Annotated in this window: 12 protein-coding genes; 5 read left to right on the top strand and 7 right to left on the bottom strand. The window is 59.3% G+C overall.

Going from position 1 to position 14312, the window contains the following annotated elements; translation table 11 throughout:
- Positions 1–331: 331 nt before the first annotated feature.
- On the bottom strand, positions 332–547 hold the full coding sequence (locus WG208_RS11315) for a hypothetical protein (RefSeq protein WP_337171466.1): 216 nt from the start codon (positions 545–547) through the stop codon (positions 332–334).
- A gap of 277 nt (positions 548–824) precedes the next feature.
- Here WG208_RS11315 and WG208_RS11310 point away from each other — a divergent pair, with 277 nt between their 5' ends.
- The 3 genes from WG208_RS11310 (at position 825) to WG208_RS11300 (ending at position 3622) form a co-directional block, all read left to right on the top strand.
- Positions 825–962 (top strand): hypothetical protein, encoded by a 138-nt coding sequence (locus WG208_RS11310; RefSeq protein WP_337171465.1) that lies wholly within the window; start codon positions 825–827, stop codon positions 960–962.
- A gap of 186 nt (positions 963–1148) precedes the next feature.
- Positions 1149–1889, top strand: coding sequence for a hypothetical protein (locus WG208_RS11305; RefSeq protein WP_337171464.1), 741 nt, complete (start codon positions 1149–1151; stop codon positions 1887–1889).
- Positions 1886–3622 carry a hypothetical protein gene (locus WG208_RS11300; protein ID WP_337171463.1) on the top strand — a complete coding sequence of 579 codons (1737 nt, stop codon included), beginning with the start codon at positions 1886–1888 and terminating at the stop codon, positions 3620–3622. Before WG208_RS11305 ends, WG208_RS11300 begins: the two co-directional genes overlap by 4 nt.
- A gap of 192 nt (positions 3623–3814) precedes the next feature.
- On the opposite strand, the gene WG208_RS11295 is transcribed toward WG208_RS11300, so the two are convergent.
- On the bottom strand, positions 3815–4510 hold the full coding sequence (locus tag WG208_RS11295; RefSeq protein ID WP_337171462.1) for a PEP-CTERM sorting domain-containing protein: 696 nt from the start codon (positions 4508–4510) through the stop codon (positions 3815–3817).
- A gap of 374 nt (positions 4511–4884) precedes the next feature.
- Between WG208_RS11295 and WG208_RS11290 the strand changes: the two genes are divergently transcribed.
- Positions 4885–6486, top strand: a complete 1602-nt coding sequence (locus WG208_RS11290) for an AMP-binding protein (RefSeq protein WP_337171461.1) — start codon at positions 4885–4887, stop codon at positions 6484–6486.
- A 13-nt stretch (positions 6487–6499) separates the two neighbouring features.
- Entirely contained in the window at positions 6500–6736 is a 237-nt protein-coding gene (locus WG208_RS11285) for a phosphopantetheine-binding protein (RefSeq protein WP_337171460.1), read from the top strand.
- A gap of 642 nt (positions 6737–7378) precedes the next feature.
- On the opposite strand, the gene WG208_RS18775 is transcribed toward WG208_RS11285, so the two are convergent.
- From WG208_RS18775 to WG208_RS11265, 5 genes are all read right to left on the bottom strand, one after another.
- Positions 7379–8398 (bottom strand): serine hydrolase domain-containing protein, encoded by a 1020-nt coding sequence (locus tag WG208_RS18775; protein ID WP_345786991.1) that lies wholly within the window; start codon positions 8396–8398, stop codon positions 7379–7381.
- Positions 8399–8550: 152 nt separating this feature from the next.
- Positions 8551–9126, bottom strand: a complete 576-nt coding sequence (locus tag WG208_RS11280; RefSeq protein ID WP_337171459.1) for an acyltransferase — start codon at positions 9124–9126, stop codon at positions 8551–8553.
- 36 nt (positions 9127–9162) lie between these two features.
- Entirely contained in the window at positions 9163–10320 is a 1158-nt protein-coding gene (locus WG208_RS11275; protein ID WP_337171458.1) for an acyl-CoA dehydrogenase family protein, read from the bottom strand.
- Positions 10321–10495: 175 nt separating this feature from the next.
- On the bottom strand, positions 10496–12382 hold the full coding sequence (asnB, locus tag WG208_RS11270; RefSeq protein ID WP_337171457.1) for an asparagine synthase (glutamine-hydrolyzing): 1887 nt from the start codon (positions 12380–12382) through the stop codon (positions 10496–10498).
- 3 nt (positions 12383–12385) lie between these two features.
- Positions 12386–14308: a bifunctional homocysteine S-methyltransferase/methylenetetrahydrofolate reductase gene (locus WG208_RS11265; protein ID WP_337171456.1), complete on the bottom strand. Its 1923-nt coding sequence runs from the start codon at positions 14306–14308 to the stop codon at positions 12386–12388.
- Positions 14309–14312 lie beyond the last annotated feature (4 nt).

Here is a 14312-nt window from a genome sequence, read left to right as displayed (position 1 = left end):
CCAGTGGCTTGCCGCGCTCGAAATCGGCGGCCCAGAATCGGCTGGCTCCGATCCTGGTGCCCAGCGCCCCCTGGGTCAGACCGGCTGCGGTCTTGGCCTGACGGACCATGGCACCGATATCCCGCCGGGGTAGTGGGAGCATTTCCGAATTTCTCGGGAGAATGTTGACGATCGTCAACATTTGGCGCAGTTTGCCGCCCGGCCTTTCAATCACGGCCGTTTTGTATGTCGGCATCAATGTTGTCTTCGACACAGTATTTGCCGGACACTAAGATGATCCTGTGCAGGTCGGCCATTGCGCTGATGCGGGCGCTGACTGCAGGGCAGGCTTTCACTGCGCGGCTGGGCAGCGCAGGAGCTGCTGGTGCAGCAGTTTGATTTTCAGCACCTCATCGACGCCGGGGTCGTGGTTCGCCATGGCGATCCGATGCGGTGCCAGTGTCACATGTCTGCCCTCGCCGGCCCCTTCCTGCAGTTCTACTATGCCGTCCTTGAGGCCAATCGGACCGTGCTGCGGGAGTGCGATATCCCGACTGTCTGGGACCATGGGCGCGACGTTCGATTCGCGGGTGCGCGGCCTGATCTTCGAGGAGCAGGCGCACCTGGGTGCGCCGCTTTGCCACACCGGAGACGACCGGAGGCATGGGGCCATGTCGACATGTCGCAGGTGGTGATCGGGCAGACGAGCTTGTCGTGGTTGCTGGGGCAATGGCGGAAGGGACATCGAGGGCGTTCCCGCCTTGCGGGTCCATTCAGACAATAGGGGGAGGAATGGCCGATCAGACCGTTTGGCCTGTCACACCTGCGGCATCTAGAGCGCGCCCGTGCAGCACTCGCCTGAAGATCGTCGGTATCCGGCTGGCGTTTTTGCGCCAGGGCTCGACGTCGACCTCCAGCGGATGGCGGCGGAGCGTGGCGACCTGGAACTGATGGATCTCGAGCGGCTCTATGGTGCGTGTTGATTCAGCGACCGCGGGAGAGACTGCTGATGACGCGCGGTGAAGGCGATTGCTCGCAATGGCGGCGCTATTCCGTCGGTTACAGGGATCTAGCGATCTCAATGCACGGTCCACAGATTCTGCGCCGCGAGCACCTAGCGCATATGAACTGTCGTTGTCATCGTTGACCTGCAACTCTGGTGAGGCCGTGTGCCTGTCCTCGTTCTCGCACCTACAAAGCTGCTCAAGTACCTATATACCAAAGCGAGAGACGACTGTCTTTTGCTTGTCGATATCGTTCCTGACCGTCCAGGTCCCACCGAGCTGCAACTGGATCTGAACCTGATCTTCAACCCAAGGCCGATTCGGTTCGGGCTTGTCAGCGAGGCTGATTGGTGGTTTGGCTCAACCGGCGCAGAGTTGCTCTTGGAGGCTATCGACGGTAGTGCAACTCACTATTCCGGTGCTAGCACCATACCGGTCAAGTACCGAATGGTCCGTACGCGACCACAAACGGCGGTCTTCAAATTTGGACCCGGAATCAAGCAGAAGACGTCTCAATCGGAAGCCGAATTAACATTCGGGTCCGTGAGCATTCCCATCGGTCACGAGCATAAGTTTGAGACGGAATTCGAGAGCGCCGAACGAACGCTTGAGGCTGTCAAGATGATACATGGAGTGCGATGGGTAGTAAGGCTTCCAAGAGGTGAGAGAGCAATACGCGATTTCTTGCTCGGCAACCTGTTTCTTGAGGCGACATGCGCATGGTCGGCCGCTCCCTTGAAGGGGGTTATTCATGTTCGGCCGCACGACATTCGCCTTTTCAAGCCCGATCAACGACCGGCTTCGAAGGCTGCCAGTCTACTCGCGCGTTATACATGTTGGCGAAAAGGCTTCAAACTTCAGCACACCAGTGGTTTTACCATCAACTTCGAAGTCGCTGAGGCATGACACGCAAGTCTCGCAGTTTACTTGATCGAGAGACTCGGATATTGATCGAGGCATTGGCTGAAGCCCCAGATGATCCGGCGATTCTCGTTAACGTTGCGGATGTCGATCCTCACGATTTTTTCCTGTTCATGCGGGAGGAATCGCTACTCAATGATCGCGTCGCAAAGCGCCTCTACCAGGCCGCTCTGGAACGGCGAGATGTTGGGCGCGACATAAGTCCCAGAGCCAGCGGTCTCGGTGGAGCCTTCTCCAAAGAGTACGCGGCGCATGTGCGAGCGCTTGACCAACAGATCAATCAACTTCTCCCTCTCGGTATCCGCGCGCCGCGCCAGAATAAAAATGTCCCGTTTCAGACCGATAAGTTACTGCTTTCACTTGCATCGATCGGAATTCCTGTTCAGACTGGCATCGCGATCGCTGAAAAGGTGCTCGAGTTCCAAGAGCGACGGGATATTGCGACTGGCGAACTCGATACCGGGGCGCTACGGCTCGGCGTGTTACGAGCCATCTATAGTCTGCCACGCAATATTATCGATAGAAGCATCGCCGATCACTGGGCGACGAGGTATGCCCAAAGGTATGGCAATCCCAAGGTCAGAACGACTCTTCAGTTCGATGCCAGCGAGCGCCGTCCACTTAGCTACAGCCTGATTCGCGACCGAGTTATTCCGGCGCTCATTGAGCGGGTGCTTGGCGTTGGAGTTGCCGAGGCTCGTGCGGGAGGAATCAGCACGCAAGACCTCGACTCGATAGCCAAACAGATCCTCGAAGTAGCTTTGAGTCTGCCGGCATACAATATCAGATTTGAGCTCCTTTTGGACATTGCAGAAGAGTTGTCAACCCAACCTCCACACCCATGGTTCGTGAGATCGTGGTTGTTTAGTGACACCGTTCGGTATGACTTGGAGCGTGCAGGCAGTCACGCTGCGCGTCTCAAGAAACTTTGGGATTCAGGCCAGACCAATCTCTATAGACATTCCGCGGTCGAATGCATTCATCATTCGGCGTCGGCATTTCTTGGCTATTATGGGGCTTTCCTGGGGCCAGAGTATCTTGAGCCAGTGCACCGGCTCGCAAAATATATCAACGGCTTGCGACACGGCCGGGTCTATACCGCATGGGATCATTTGCGCATAACTCAAATGCCCGGCGATATGCGCGCGTGCGGTGAAGACATCGGCGAATTCGCCGAGCACATCGACATCATTACCAGGAATATGAACGACGCCCCAGCAACGAAATGGCGCGATTTTCGTGGATGGGCGACGGGGCTTCATGGAACCGTCCGGAAAGTTCTGATGAGCCGCCGCGAGGAACTCGACAATCCGATCGCGCAGGGAGCATTGAGTACTGGAAAGGGACTATACGATCTGGTGCGGTCGTTAATTTCGCGAAGAGTTGATGCACCCCTCAGCGGTGAAGATGGACCGCTACCTGCGCTGTCGCTCACGACTCGCCGGGATCGGATACGCGTGCTTGCCATAGGTGACGCAGCTCAAGTCAGACAGCTCAGAAGCTACCTCACGGATACGTCTCCTCTGAATCGGCCCCCGCTACTGGTGTTCTGTTCCAGTAGTGTTGAGGTTAAGACACGCGACTTGGTCGCTGGGACGAAGCGCGTGAAGCTCATTGGGCCGGCGAATGCCATGACCATGTATCGCAGCGCCGATCCACATCGCACGTCGGAGATGTTGCTCTCGATGGAATCTGAAGAGCATGAGAACCTCGCTTAGGCGCATTGGATTTGGTGAATGGCCGCAGCTCCGAATCTCGTGGTGTTTCGCAAGGAATCCTTCGGCGCATTGGTCGCATCGGCGCATGCGAGGGGTGTGTTCTCGTCACGTGTTAAGGAGCGCCGTCGTGTTCCGAACAAAAGCCCGCCGGGATAAGATCCCGGCGGGCTTTTTTGCTGTCGCGGCCGAGGTTCAGCCGTTCTGCTTCCGCCGACGCGCCACACCGAACAGCCCCGCGAGGCCGGCGGCCATGAGCGCGTACGTGCTCGGCTCGGGCACCACCTGAGCACCGCTGACCGCCGCGATCGCGATATCGTCGAACTCGAACGCCGCCTGATCGGAGGTGAAGCGGAGGCCCGCAAACGTCGAGCTACCCGTGGGACCGAAGTCGATGTTCACGCGGCGATTCGTGCCCGGGAACGACTGATCACCGTTGGCGCTGGGCGAAGCCACGCTGGAGCCGAAGATAGTGCTGATCACGTTACCACCACCATCGAGCAATTCCAGCTTCTGGTAGCTGTCGATCGATCCCCAGTACAGGCTGAGCGACTGCACCGAGCTGAACGCGTTGTTGGCCAGCCAGCCCGAGAAATCGACCGTGACCGTGGAGCCCGGGTACGGCGCCATGGTGGTATAGAAACCGCCGCCGCTGTAGCTCTGCCACGGCTGCGCCCAATTGCCGGACGACGAGCTCGTCTGACACGCGCCACCCGTGATGACGACGCCCGAGGGCACTCCGCAGTTGGTGAAGTCCACCACATTGGTCTGTGCCGAGAACAGCGCGTTGCTGGTCAGTGGGTCCGGACCATCAACTGCTGTTACGGTTTGCGCCGTTGCCGTGGATGCAACGGTCGCGAGCAGCATCGCACCCGCGAAAAACGATCGCATGGTTCTTTCCTCGAAAGCATGGGCCGTGGATGGCCCGGTGGTGGTCGAGTGAGCTGAGAGCGCGACGGTCCTGCCGCACTTCTGCTCTCCAGGCAGATTCCTGGGGAGTCCCTACTCGCATAACCAGATGAGCAAATCCCATGCCAGTACTCGGGCCTTCCAGTATCACCTAACTTGCAGAACGTCCGAATCGTCACCGAGTGTTTCGGGTTTCGTTCCACCGTTCCGGCGCTGATACGCGTGGCGTGTCCGCCTCAGTCGCTTCCGTTCAGTGTTGCGCCGCTGACTCACCGGGTGGGCTGCCTGGTTGCGGCGACATTCACGCGTCGTCCTCATCCACGTCCCGCTCCATTCTCATCAGTGTCCTTCCGACTTTGACGTCGATCACCCCCGTTCGTCCGCCCTCGCTGGCTGCCCTGGTCGCGCGGGCGGCACATCTTTATGGCAGCCGCCATGCCCTGGCGGGGCACGTCGGTCTCATCACCTACGACGAGCTCGACAGTCTCGCCCGTCGCTGGGCCACCGCGCTGCGGGCCCACGGTGTGCCGGAGGGGGGGCGCGTGGGCATTCTGGGCAACCGCTCACGGGTGACCTATATCGGCGCGCTCGCCGCCGCCTATGCGGGCACGGCGTTCGTGCCGCTCAACAGCCGGCTGCACGTGGACCGGATCCGGCGTATCGCGAAACTGGCGGAACTCGACGCCGTCATCGTGGCGCCTGATGACATCGCGCTGCTCGAGACCATGCTGGAGGACGTGGGCGCCGCCCATGTGATTCTCGCGCCCGAGTCGCGCCTCGCTTCGCGCCTCGGCTCTGCTGCCGGTGCGGTGCCATGGTGCGACGCTGATGCATTGCCCACCGTCGATCTTCCCCCGTGTCTGGATCCGCAGCCGGACTGGGGGTGCTATCTCCTGTTCACATCCGGCACCACGGGTACGCCCAAAGGTGTACTCGTCACGCAGGGCAATGTGGCCGCATACCTACGGGAGGCGCGGGCGCGGTTTGCGTTTCTACCGGACGACCGGTTCTCGCAGATGTTCGAGCAGTCGTTCGACGTGTCGATCTTCGACCTGTTCGTGGCCTGGGCGAGCGGGGCGTGTGTGCACACGTTGGCGGCCCAGCAGTTGCTGGCGCCGGCCAGTTACATCGAACGGGAGGGCATCACGGTGTACGCCAGCGTGCCATCCGTGCTCTCGCTCATGAAACAGCGGGGCGCATTACGCCCCGACCGGTTTCCCGCGGTGCGGTACAGCATGTTTGCGGGGGAGGCGCTGTCGGTCGAGAATGCGAAGGCATGGGCGGCGGCGGCGCCGAACAGTCGTATCGAGAACCAGTACGGGCCCACCGAAGCCACCGTGGTCGCCACCGGCTTTTCCTGGATGGCAACAGAGGCAACCTCATATCCGAACTGCATCGTTCCCATTGGCAAACCATTCAGCGGCGTGACCGTACGGATCGTGGGTGAAGACGGCAAGGATGTCACCCCCGGCGAAGCCGGCGAACTGCTCGTGGGAGGGGACCAGACCGTTCCCGGGTACTGGAGGGACGGAATGCTCACGCGGGAGAAGTTTGTGGACGGCTTCTATCGCACCGGTGACCTCGTGCGAAGCCTGCCTTCCGGTGACCTTTCGTTCATTGGCCGAGTCGATGATCAGTTGAAAGTGTTGGGACGGCGTGTGGAGCCCGCGGAGATCGAAGCCATTGCCAGGCAGGTTCCCGAGGTCACCGATGCGGTGGTCGTGGGGTGGCCGCTCGAAGAGGGCCGACCGGTGGCATTGGCGTTGTTTATCCTGGCGTCAGGTCCATCCGACGATGTTGCCACGAACGTCGCCCGACACATCTCGACCCAGGTGGAACCGTTCCTGATTCCGCGATCTGTCGAAGTCCGGTCGGAGTTTCCGTTGAACGCCAACGGCAAGGTCGATCGCCGGGCGTTGTTGGCTACATTGCAGGTATCCCAGCTTTCGAGTTCCTGAACTCATCTCATCGATGTCCGTATCCGTATCTCTCGAGGAAGTCCTTGCCAACGCCCTGCGTCTCCCGCTCGAGCGGATCGACGACTCCATCGGCTATCAGTTGATCCCGCAATGGGATTCTGCCAACCATGTGGCGTTGATCGGTGCGCTGGAGGATGCGTATGGGATCACTATCGACGATGATGATATTCCCGATCTGACGTCGGTGTCTGCCATCCGGACCTATGTCCACCGACATACAGCCCGCTGACGGGCTCTTCATCGAGCAATCGCCACGACTCTCTCCTGCGAAGAACTGGTCGCAGGTCATTCGTGCATTTCAGGAACCCGGGCATGCGTTCACGGTGCTGCTGGCCGTGATCCGTGGCATGGTGTTCACATGGTGGGTCCACGCCTTCAGGCCTCGCATACAAGTAGGTCGAGGACTTCGTATTTATGGGCGCTTGAGCATTCAAGGCCCAGGGACGGTGGTGTTGGGAGACGATGTGCAGATCTACGGACGTGTTACGCCGTGGACTAACGCGACAGGGGCTCGTATCGAGATAGGAGATCGTACCAAACTGGATGGCACACGCGTGAGTTGTGTCTGCTTGGTACGCATTGGACGTGATTGCCTTGTGGCCAATTGCCGCATCCTCGATTCGTCATTCCACTCTATTCGCCGTAGTAGTGGATCTGCTCCAGCTCCTGTTCTTGAAGCGCCAGTAGAGATCGGGGATAACGTGTGGGTTTCTCCGGATGCTGGGCTGTTGCCTGGAACACGAATCGGAAATGACTCTGTGGTAGCAATGGCGGCGATTTGCAAAGGCGAGTTTCCGTCAGGCGTGATGATTCTTGGTAATCCCGCGCGAGTGGCTGGAAGAATTCCCTGAATCCGGGTGATAGAGATGCGTCAGGCAGCGGTCTCTCTGATCACGCTCCGCAGTACTGCACTTCCCAGCATTGGGCCATAGCGAAGAAGCCAACCGGAATGACTGCAGCGTGTACCTACCATCGCCCAGGAAACGCCCACAGTCGGATCATGCCAGGCGAGGGCGCCGCTAATGCCAACGTGACCGAACGAAGAAATATGCGCTTCTTTGGGAGTCCAATGTGGAGACTTTTCACCCCGAAGTTCCGCCCCAAGAGCCCAGCTGCACGGGGACCAGGTAAGTAGAGGACTGGGGCCTATTCCCAGGTATCCAGGCGAGGATGGAATTCCTCCACAGAGCATTCCGTTATCGGGATCGGAAATAGCCGCGGTGCGAAGCTGGGGACTGAGAAGGCTTCGATGTTCGGCGAACGCTCCAATCAATCGAAGTCCATCATCCGGGGCGCCACAGATGGCAACCCAAGGCAGGCTGAGTGAGTGCCAAAAAGCGGAATTGATTGGAGCGATCGTGGTATGAGAGTACAAACCCGGAATGTCGGCGACTTCCACGTATCCTTCGCGTGGAGGCAAGCCGATGGTAAGCCGCGTGCCAAGCGTTCTATTCAGACCGGAAAGACATTCCGAGAGCGGAAGTGCAGAGCAGTTCTCTACGACATCCGCCAGTAAACCGTATGCCACATCACTGTACCTGATTTGTCGTCCTGAATCGGGTACTCTATCGAGTGCGCGACACGCATTTCGAATATCTTCAGGTACGAGGCCTGCACTATAGGGCACCAACTCTTCCGAAAGAATCGGAGGAATATTGCTCCGATGCGAAAGGGCGTCGCGTAGGGTAGCGTTTCGCACATCGCCCGTGATCAGCCTGTTCGCTTCACCCAATGTCGTATCGAGAGAGACCTTCCCCTCGTCGACGAGCTGAAGCACGAGAAGCGCGATAGCGAGCTTCCCGACCGATGCAAGACAAAAGGTGCTTTCACTGGAGAGCGGTCGGTGATGGATGTCGGTCCCCGCAATGACCGAGATGCGGTTCTGCCACATGTCTTCCGCAAAAAGCGCCACCCCATTCATGCCAAAAGTGGACTCCGGTCTTGCAATGATTCGTAGCGCGAGCTCTTCGAGTCGAGTCTTTACCTCCTCCGCTGCAAGGCAGACTCTGATATCTCTCGCCGCGGTTGGGTTAATGTGTTTACTCACGTATCGGAAGTGGGGGCAGGTTCGATCTGTTTCACCACTACAGCAGGGTTTCCAGCAATGAGCGAGTCAGGTGGAAATGCACCCGAAAGCACCGCACCAAACCCCACCACCGAGTTTCGGCCGATCCTGGTGCCAGGGAGGATGCCAGCATTCGCGGCAACCCAGACATTCTCCTCAAGCACCACAGGACTCACCTTGACTGGTGCCTCGGGGTTCCAACGATCCGCGCGCGTGGAGTGAAAGTTGGTATCCATCAATCGCGCTTCTGCGACGATTGAATGATCCCCAATTTCGATCCGCTCGGAGCAACCGATTCTGGCGCCATTCAGGAAACAGTGGTTGCCAACGCGGATGACAGCGGTGGGTGCATGGGTGAAAGGAGTCACGTGCATGCCAACCATTACATCATCGCCAAACTCGACCCGACCGGGACCCGAGACGGTCATCTTCCCAAAGACCCGAAAATTACGTCCTGCAGAGAACTTCAAACCTCGTAACGGCAATGAGATCTTATAGTATTGACCCTTGGCGAGAGCCCAGGCTACGCTCAAAGCCTCCATCGGATTGCTCATCGCGCGCTGGACTCTCGAGGGGCGAGTCATTGCCGTCTACCGTAGGACAGACTTAGCGATGGTCTGCAACTGCATGTTGCTTGTGCCCTCATAAATCGTACCGATCTTCGCATCACGATAGAATTTCTCCGCCGGATACTCTCGAGTGTAGCCGTAACCACCGAAGAGCTCCACGCAGAGCGAAGTCACTCGCTCGCACATTTGCGAGGCGAAAAGTTTGGCCATCGCTCCTTCACGAGCAATATCTTTGCCCGCATCCTTAAGGCGCGCCGCATTGTAGACCATCAAGCGCGCGGCTTCCAGTTCGGTGGCCGCTTGAGCTACTTGGAATTGAATGCCCTGAAACTCGGCGAGCGCCTTGCCAAACTGTTTACGCTCTTTCAGATAGGCTGTCGCTGCGCTCAGAGCCCCCTGTGCCACACCGATCATCTGTGCACCGATACCGATACGACCCTCGTTGAGGGTCTCAATAGCGATCTTGTATCCCTGGCCAACATCGCCGAGCACATCAGCGTCGGGCACAAATGCGTTCTCAAAGTGAAGGGCCGTGGTGCTGGAAGCCCGAATGCCGAGCTTGTCTTCCTTCTTGCCCACAGTGAAGCCTTCGACACCCCGTTCCAAGACAAATGCGGTGATGCCCTTGTAGCCCGCTTCAGGCTTCGTGTTGGCGAACACCACGAAGACGTTGGCTTCGCCGCCATTGGTGATCCAGGCCTTGCTGCCGTTGAGGATCCAGCCGCCGTCCGCTCGATCGGCACGCGTGGCAAGACCGAAGGCATCCGAGCCCGATCCGGGCTCGGAGAGCGCATAGGCACCGATGGTGTCAGCCGTCATCCGCGGCAGAATGCGTGCGCGTTGCTCCTGGCTTCCATAGCGATGCAGGGGATAATTCACGAGCGTGTTCTGTACGTCCACTTGGATGGCAGCGCTTGCATCCACCTTGCTCAGCTCCTCGACGGCAAGGGTAACCATCATCAAAGATCCCTGCGCCCCCCCGTACTGCTCAGGAAGCTCAATACCCATGAGACCGAGCTCGAAAAATTTCGCGGTCAATGCCGGGTCAACCTTGCCGGCAGTCTCCATGGCGTGAACACGCGGGCGAACCTCGCTTTCCGCAAGCTCTTCGACGGCAGCGCGAAAGAGTTCCTCTTCTTCGGACAGCAGGGTCAGGGGGCGATGGACGGAGTCGGTCACGGTCGATGGCTGGGCAGAGTGCTGATAGATGAGTGAGGCTATAAAAGAAGGATATCGGATCGACGGGCTCGCGGCGACCGCTTTCTATTCAACGAACACCGATGCCGAAATTCACCATCCCTGGATCTCTTCGCAAGATGCTTCGGGAGCAACCAGACTCTTCTGGTTATGTCAACTATATGACGTCTGAGATGCGAAAATGTTCTTCCCAGAGTCTAAGAAACACCATGGCGAATAGTCTGTCGCCCACCGGTCGGCCACGTAGCAGCAAACTCCGATACTTGGCCAACGTCGTCTCATCTATCAGGCTGAATGGACGTTTCAGAGAGACGTGGTCGAGAATTGGACGCCAGGTACTCCGCATCCAACTGTCCACCGGAATGGAAAACCCCTGCTTCCGTTTGAGATCCAATGTCGGTGGCAGAAGGACTGCTCCCAAACGTCGAAGTACCACTTTCCGGTCTTGTTGGGTGGCCTTCAGATAATCCGGTACCGCGTGGAAAGCATACTCGACAACCGGAACATCGAGAAACGGAGCACGGACTTCCAGAGAGGTGAGCATGCTCGCGCGATCGACTTTAACCAGCACATCGTCGACCATATAGGACGAAAAGTCGATGGCAGTCCCGCGCTGGACGGGGCTCAAACGGTTCGTCATTGCCTGCCGACGGAGCTTCTCTGGTGCCTGTAGGTGGTCCTTGCCGAGGTCCCGCAGGTGTGGACTTAGCTGAACCCGCTCGTCGACACGGTAAATGCGGCCTGCATTGGCGATGCCCGTGCCCACATCTCCCGCAAGCGCTTCGAGGGTGCCACGTCCCCTTGCACCATCCGGGATGAATGCAGAACCCACCGTCGCTCCGATACGACGAAACACACGAGGGATGCGTCGTCGGAGCGATTCCTGCCGAAGCAACGCCGGATACCGATGATAGCCCCCGAACAATTCGTCGCCGCCATCACCTCCAAGGGCGACCGTGGCGTGCTTACGGATCTCCTTTGAAACGAGATAGGTGGGAATCATCGAAGAATCCGCGATGGGGTCGTCGAACTGCTCCACCAGCATGTGCAGCAATTCCATGTCCGCCGGCGGGGTCTCGAGCTCGATATGCTCGGAGCCGATATGGTCGGCCACGAGCCTTGCAAATGGCCCTTCGTCAAATCCCTGATGACCAGGGAAACGCGCGGTGAAAGTGCGGATTCGCGAGTCGCTCACTTCTGCGGCGATGGCAGCAACCAGACTCGAATCCACGCCACCGCTGAGCAGCACACCTACAGGAACATCGGCGGCCAGTTGTCGGCGCACTGCTCCTTTCAGCAATTCGTGCACGTGCTCGACCGTCTGGGTATCGTCCGGATACGCAGACGAAGGAGAGAACTCAGGAAGTCGCCAGTACAGATCGTGTTTCTTCTGTCCCCCTTTCTGCAGATCAATGACGATACGCTCGCCGGGCAATACACGATGGATGTCGGCAAACATCGTGTTGGCGCCCGTCACATATCCATAAGCGAAGTACTCATTGAGCGATTCACGTTTTACACGGCGCGGGCACGAAGGGTCAGCCAGCAGGGCTTTGGCTTCGCTGGCAAAGAAAAACCCCGTGTCCGTAACACGATAGAACAAGGGCTTCTCACCGGCTCGGTCACGAGCCAACAACACACGCTGCGTCTGCTGATCATGGATCGCCAACGCGAACATGCCCTGCAGGCGTTCGAGGCTGGCGACACCCCATTCGCGATACGCAGCAAGGATGACTTCCGTGTCAGATTGTGTACGGAAGAGATGCCCTTTGGCGATCAGTTCATCACGGAGAAGAAGATAGTTGTATATCTCTCCGTTGAACGTGATGGTGTTTCCGTTCAATGGGTCGACCATCGGTTGATGGCCTCCGGGAGTCAGATCGACAATCGCCAGTCGCCGATGTCCGAAACCCACCCGACCGTTCTCAGAAAACCACATACCCGCGGAGTCTGGCCCCCGGTGCGTCATGGTATCGCGCTGTTTCTCGAGCAGATGTCGATCGAGCGCGTCACGGAAGGAAATGGCCCCGATGATTCCGCACATGATTCAGGTCACCCGTAGAGTTGCGTCGATCACGTCGAGTACATACTCGACCCGCCCAAACGGTGCGCTCACCTGCACCCCCTGCACGACTCCACGCACACGTTCCAGCGCCTCGCGTGCGATCTGAATTCCCTCCGCCACTGCATGCTCCTTGCTCTTCTCACTCGCGCGGCGCATGCGATGCAACACCTCCTCCGGCACGGTCACTCCCGGTACCTCGTTCGCCAGGAATTCCGCGTTCCGGGCACTGACCAGCGGCCAGATCCCTGCAATGACCGGAATGCGCACGTCCTGGATGGACTCGAGGAATCGTTCCAGTTGTGCCGGATCGAACACGGGCTGAGTGATCGCATACTCCGCACCCGCCTCCACCTTCCAGTGAAAACGCCGTAGTTCCTGCTCCGGATCGATGGCCACCGGGTTCACTCCCACGCCGATCACGAACCGCGTGGGTTCGCCTATCGGATTCTTTCCCGGGTCGAGCCCACGATTGAGCTTCGACACGAGATTGGTGAGACCGATGGCGTCGATGTCGAACACCGCTGTGGCGTCGGGATACGGTCCCATCTTGGGCGGATCACCCGTGATCAACAGGAGATTGCGCAGGCCAAGCGCCGATGCTCCCAGCAGGTCGCTGAGCATGCCCAGCAGGTTGCGATCGCGGCAGGCGTAGTGGGTCACCGCTTCGATACCATGTCGCTCGATGATCAGACTCGTGGCAATCGCACCCATGCGGCTTTGCGCACGCGGGCCATCAGGCACATTGATGGCATCCACTCCTGCCTTGGCCAGCAGCACCGCGTCCTGCTCGAGTTTGGTGGTGTCGATTCCGCGTGGTGGTACAATCTCCACACTCGTCACGAACTGTCCGGCTGCCAGCTTCGCGCCCAACCGTGAGCGTTCCGCGAGCGAAACCGGAGCGCGGCCAGACTGTGCAGTTCCTTCGGCCGGCCACTCCGCCGTCGTGCCCACCTGCACACGCGTACGTGGCGCCAGTGGCCTGATCCCTTCGGCCATGGCCTTGATGTGCTCCGGCGTGGTACCGCAGCACCCGCCCACGATCTTCGCGCCCGCCTGCACCAGATGCCGCGCATAACTGGCCATGTATTCAGGGCTCGCCATGTACATGCTGCGACCGCCCACGTCACGCGGCATCCCGGCATTGGGCTGCGCCGACAATTTGCGGTCGGTGACCGTGGCCATACGCTCAATGGCTTCCAGGATGGTCTGCGGCCCGACCGAGCAATTGAGCCCGATCACGTCCACGCCCCAGCGATCGAGCACGCGCGCCACGTCTTCCGGAGTTGCCCCGAATGCCGTGCGCAGATCGGGGCCGATGGTGGCCTGCGCGATCACGGGTGCTGACGGATTCACTTCGCGGGCGGCCAGAATGGCCTGTTGCAGCTCTTCGAGATCGCCGAACGTTTCCAGCACGAAACAGTCGGCGCCTCCGGCCACCAGGGCACGCATCTGTTCGGCGAAAATGGCCCGCGCATCTTCACGGCTGGTGGGCCCGTACGGTTCGAGGCGAACGCCGAGCGGCCCAACCGCACCTGCCACGAGTCGATGCTCACCCGCCGCTTCGCGCGCCAACTCGGCCGCCCGGCGATTGATCGCCTCCACCTGCTCTTCGAGGCCATACTGCGCGAGCTTGGTCCGATTGGCGCCGAAGGTGTTCGTCTCCAGCACCTCGGCTCCGGCCTTCGCATAGGCCGCATGCACATCCCGCACGAGATCCGGGCTGCGCAACACCAGTTCGTCGTAACACTGGTTGATGAAGACACCGCGCGCGTAGAGCATGGTGCCCATGGCGCCATCGAACACCACCACCTGATCGGGGTCGAGCAGCCTGGCCAGCTGGGCTGCTCTCGGAAAGCGCGCATCATCAGAAGGGTGCGCGGGGTGCTGTTCGACGGGCGTGATCATATAG

This window comes from Gemmatimonas aurantiaca (genome assembly GCF_037190085.1).
GTDB classification, from domain to species: Bacteria; Gemmatimonadota; Gemmatimonadetes; order Gemmatimonadales; family Gemmatimonadaceae; genus Gemmatimonas; species Gemmatimonas aurantiaca_A.
The sequence above is the reverse complement of the archived record's forward strand: the minus strand, read 5'-3'. Positions and strand labels throughout refer to the sequence as shown.

Bases quoted from the DNA above. Each gene is read 5' to 3' on its own strand.
- WG208_RS11315 (WP_337171466.1), bottom strand. From the start codon at position 547: ATGGTCCCAGACAGTCGGGATATCGCACTCCCGCAGCACGGTCCGATT.
- WG208_RS11300 (WP_337171463.1), top strand. From the start codon at position 1,886: ATGACACGCAAGTCTCGCAGTTTACTTGATCGAGAGACTCGGATATTG.
- WG208_RS11295 (WP_337171462.1), bottom strand. From the start codon at position 4,510: ATGCGATCGTTTTTCGCGGGTGCGATGCTGCTCGCGACCGTTGCATCC.
- WG208_RS11285 (WP_337171460.1), top strand. From the start codon at position 6,500: ATGTCCGTATCCGTATCTCTCGAGGAAGTCCTTGCCAACGCCCTGCGT.
- WG208_RS18775 (WP_345786991.1), bottom strand. From the start codon at position 8,398: ATGTGGCAGAACCGCATCTCGGTCATTGCGGGGACCGACATCCATCAC.
- WG208_RS11280 (WP_337171459.1), bottom strand. From the start codon at position 9,126: ATGAGCAATCCGATGGAGGCTTTGAGCGTAGCCTGGGCTCTCGCCAAG.
- asnB (WP_337171457.1), bottom strand. From the start codon at position 12,382: ATGTGCGGAATCATCGGGGCCATTTCCTTCCGTGACGCGCTCGATCGA.
- WG208_RS11265 (WP_337171456.1), bottom strand. From the start codon at position 14,308: ATGATCACGCCCGTCGAACAGCACCCCGCGCACCCTTCTGATGATGCG.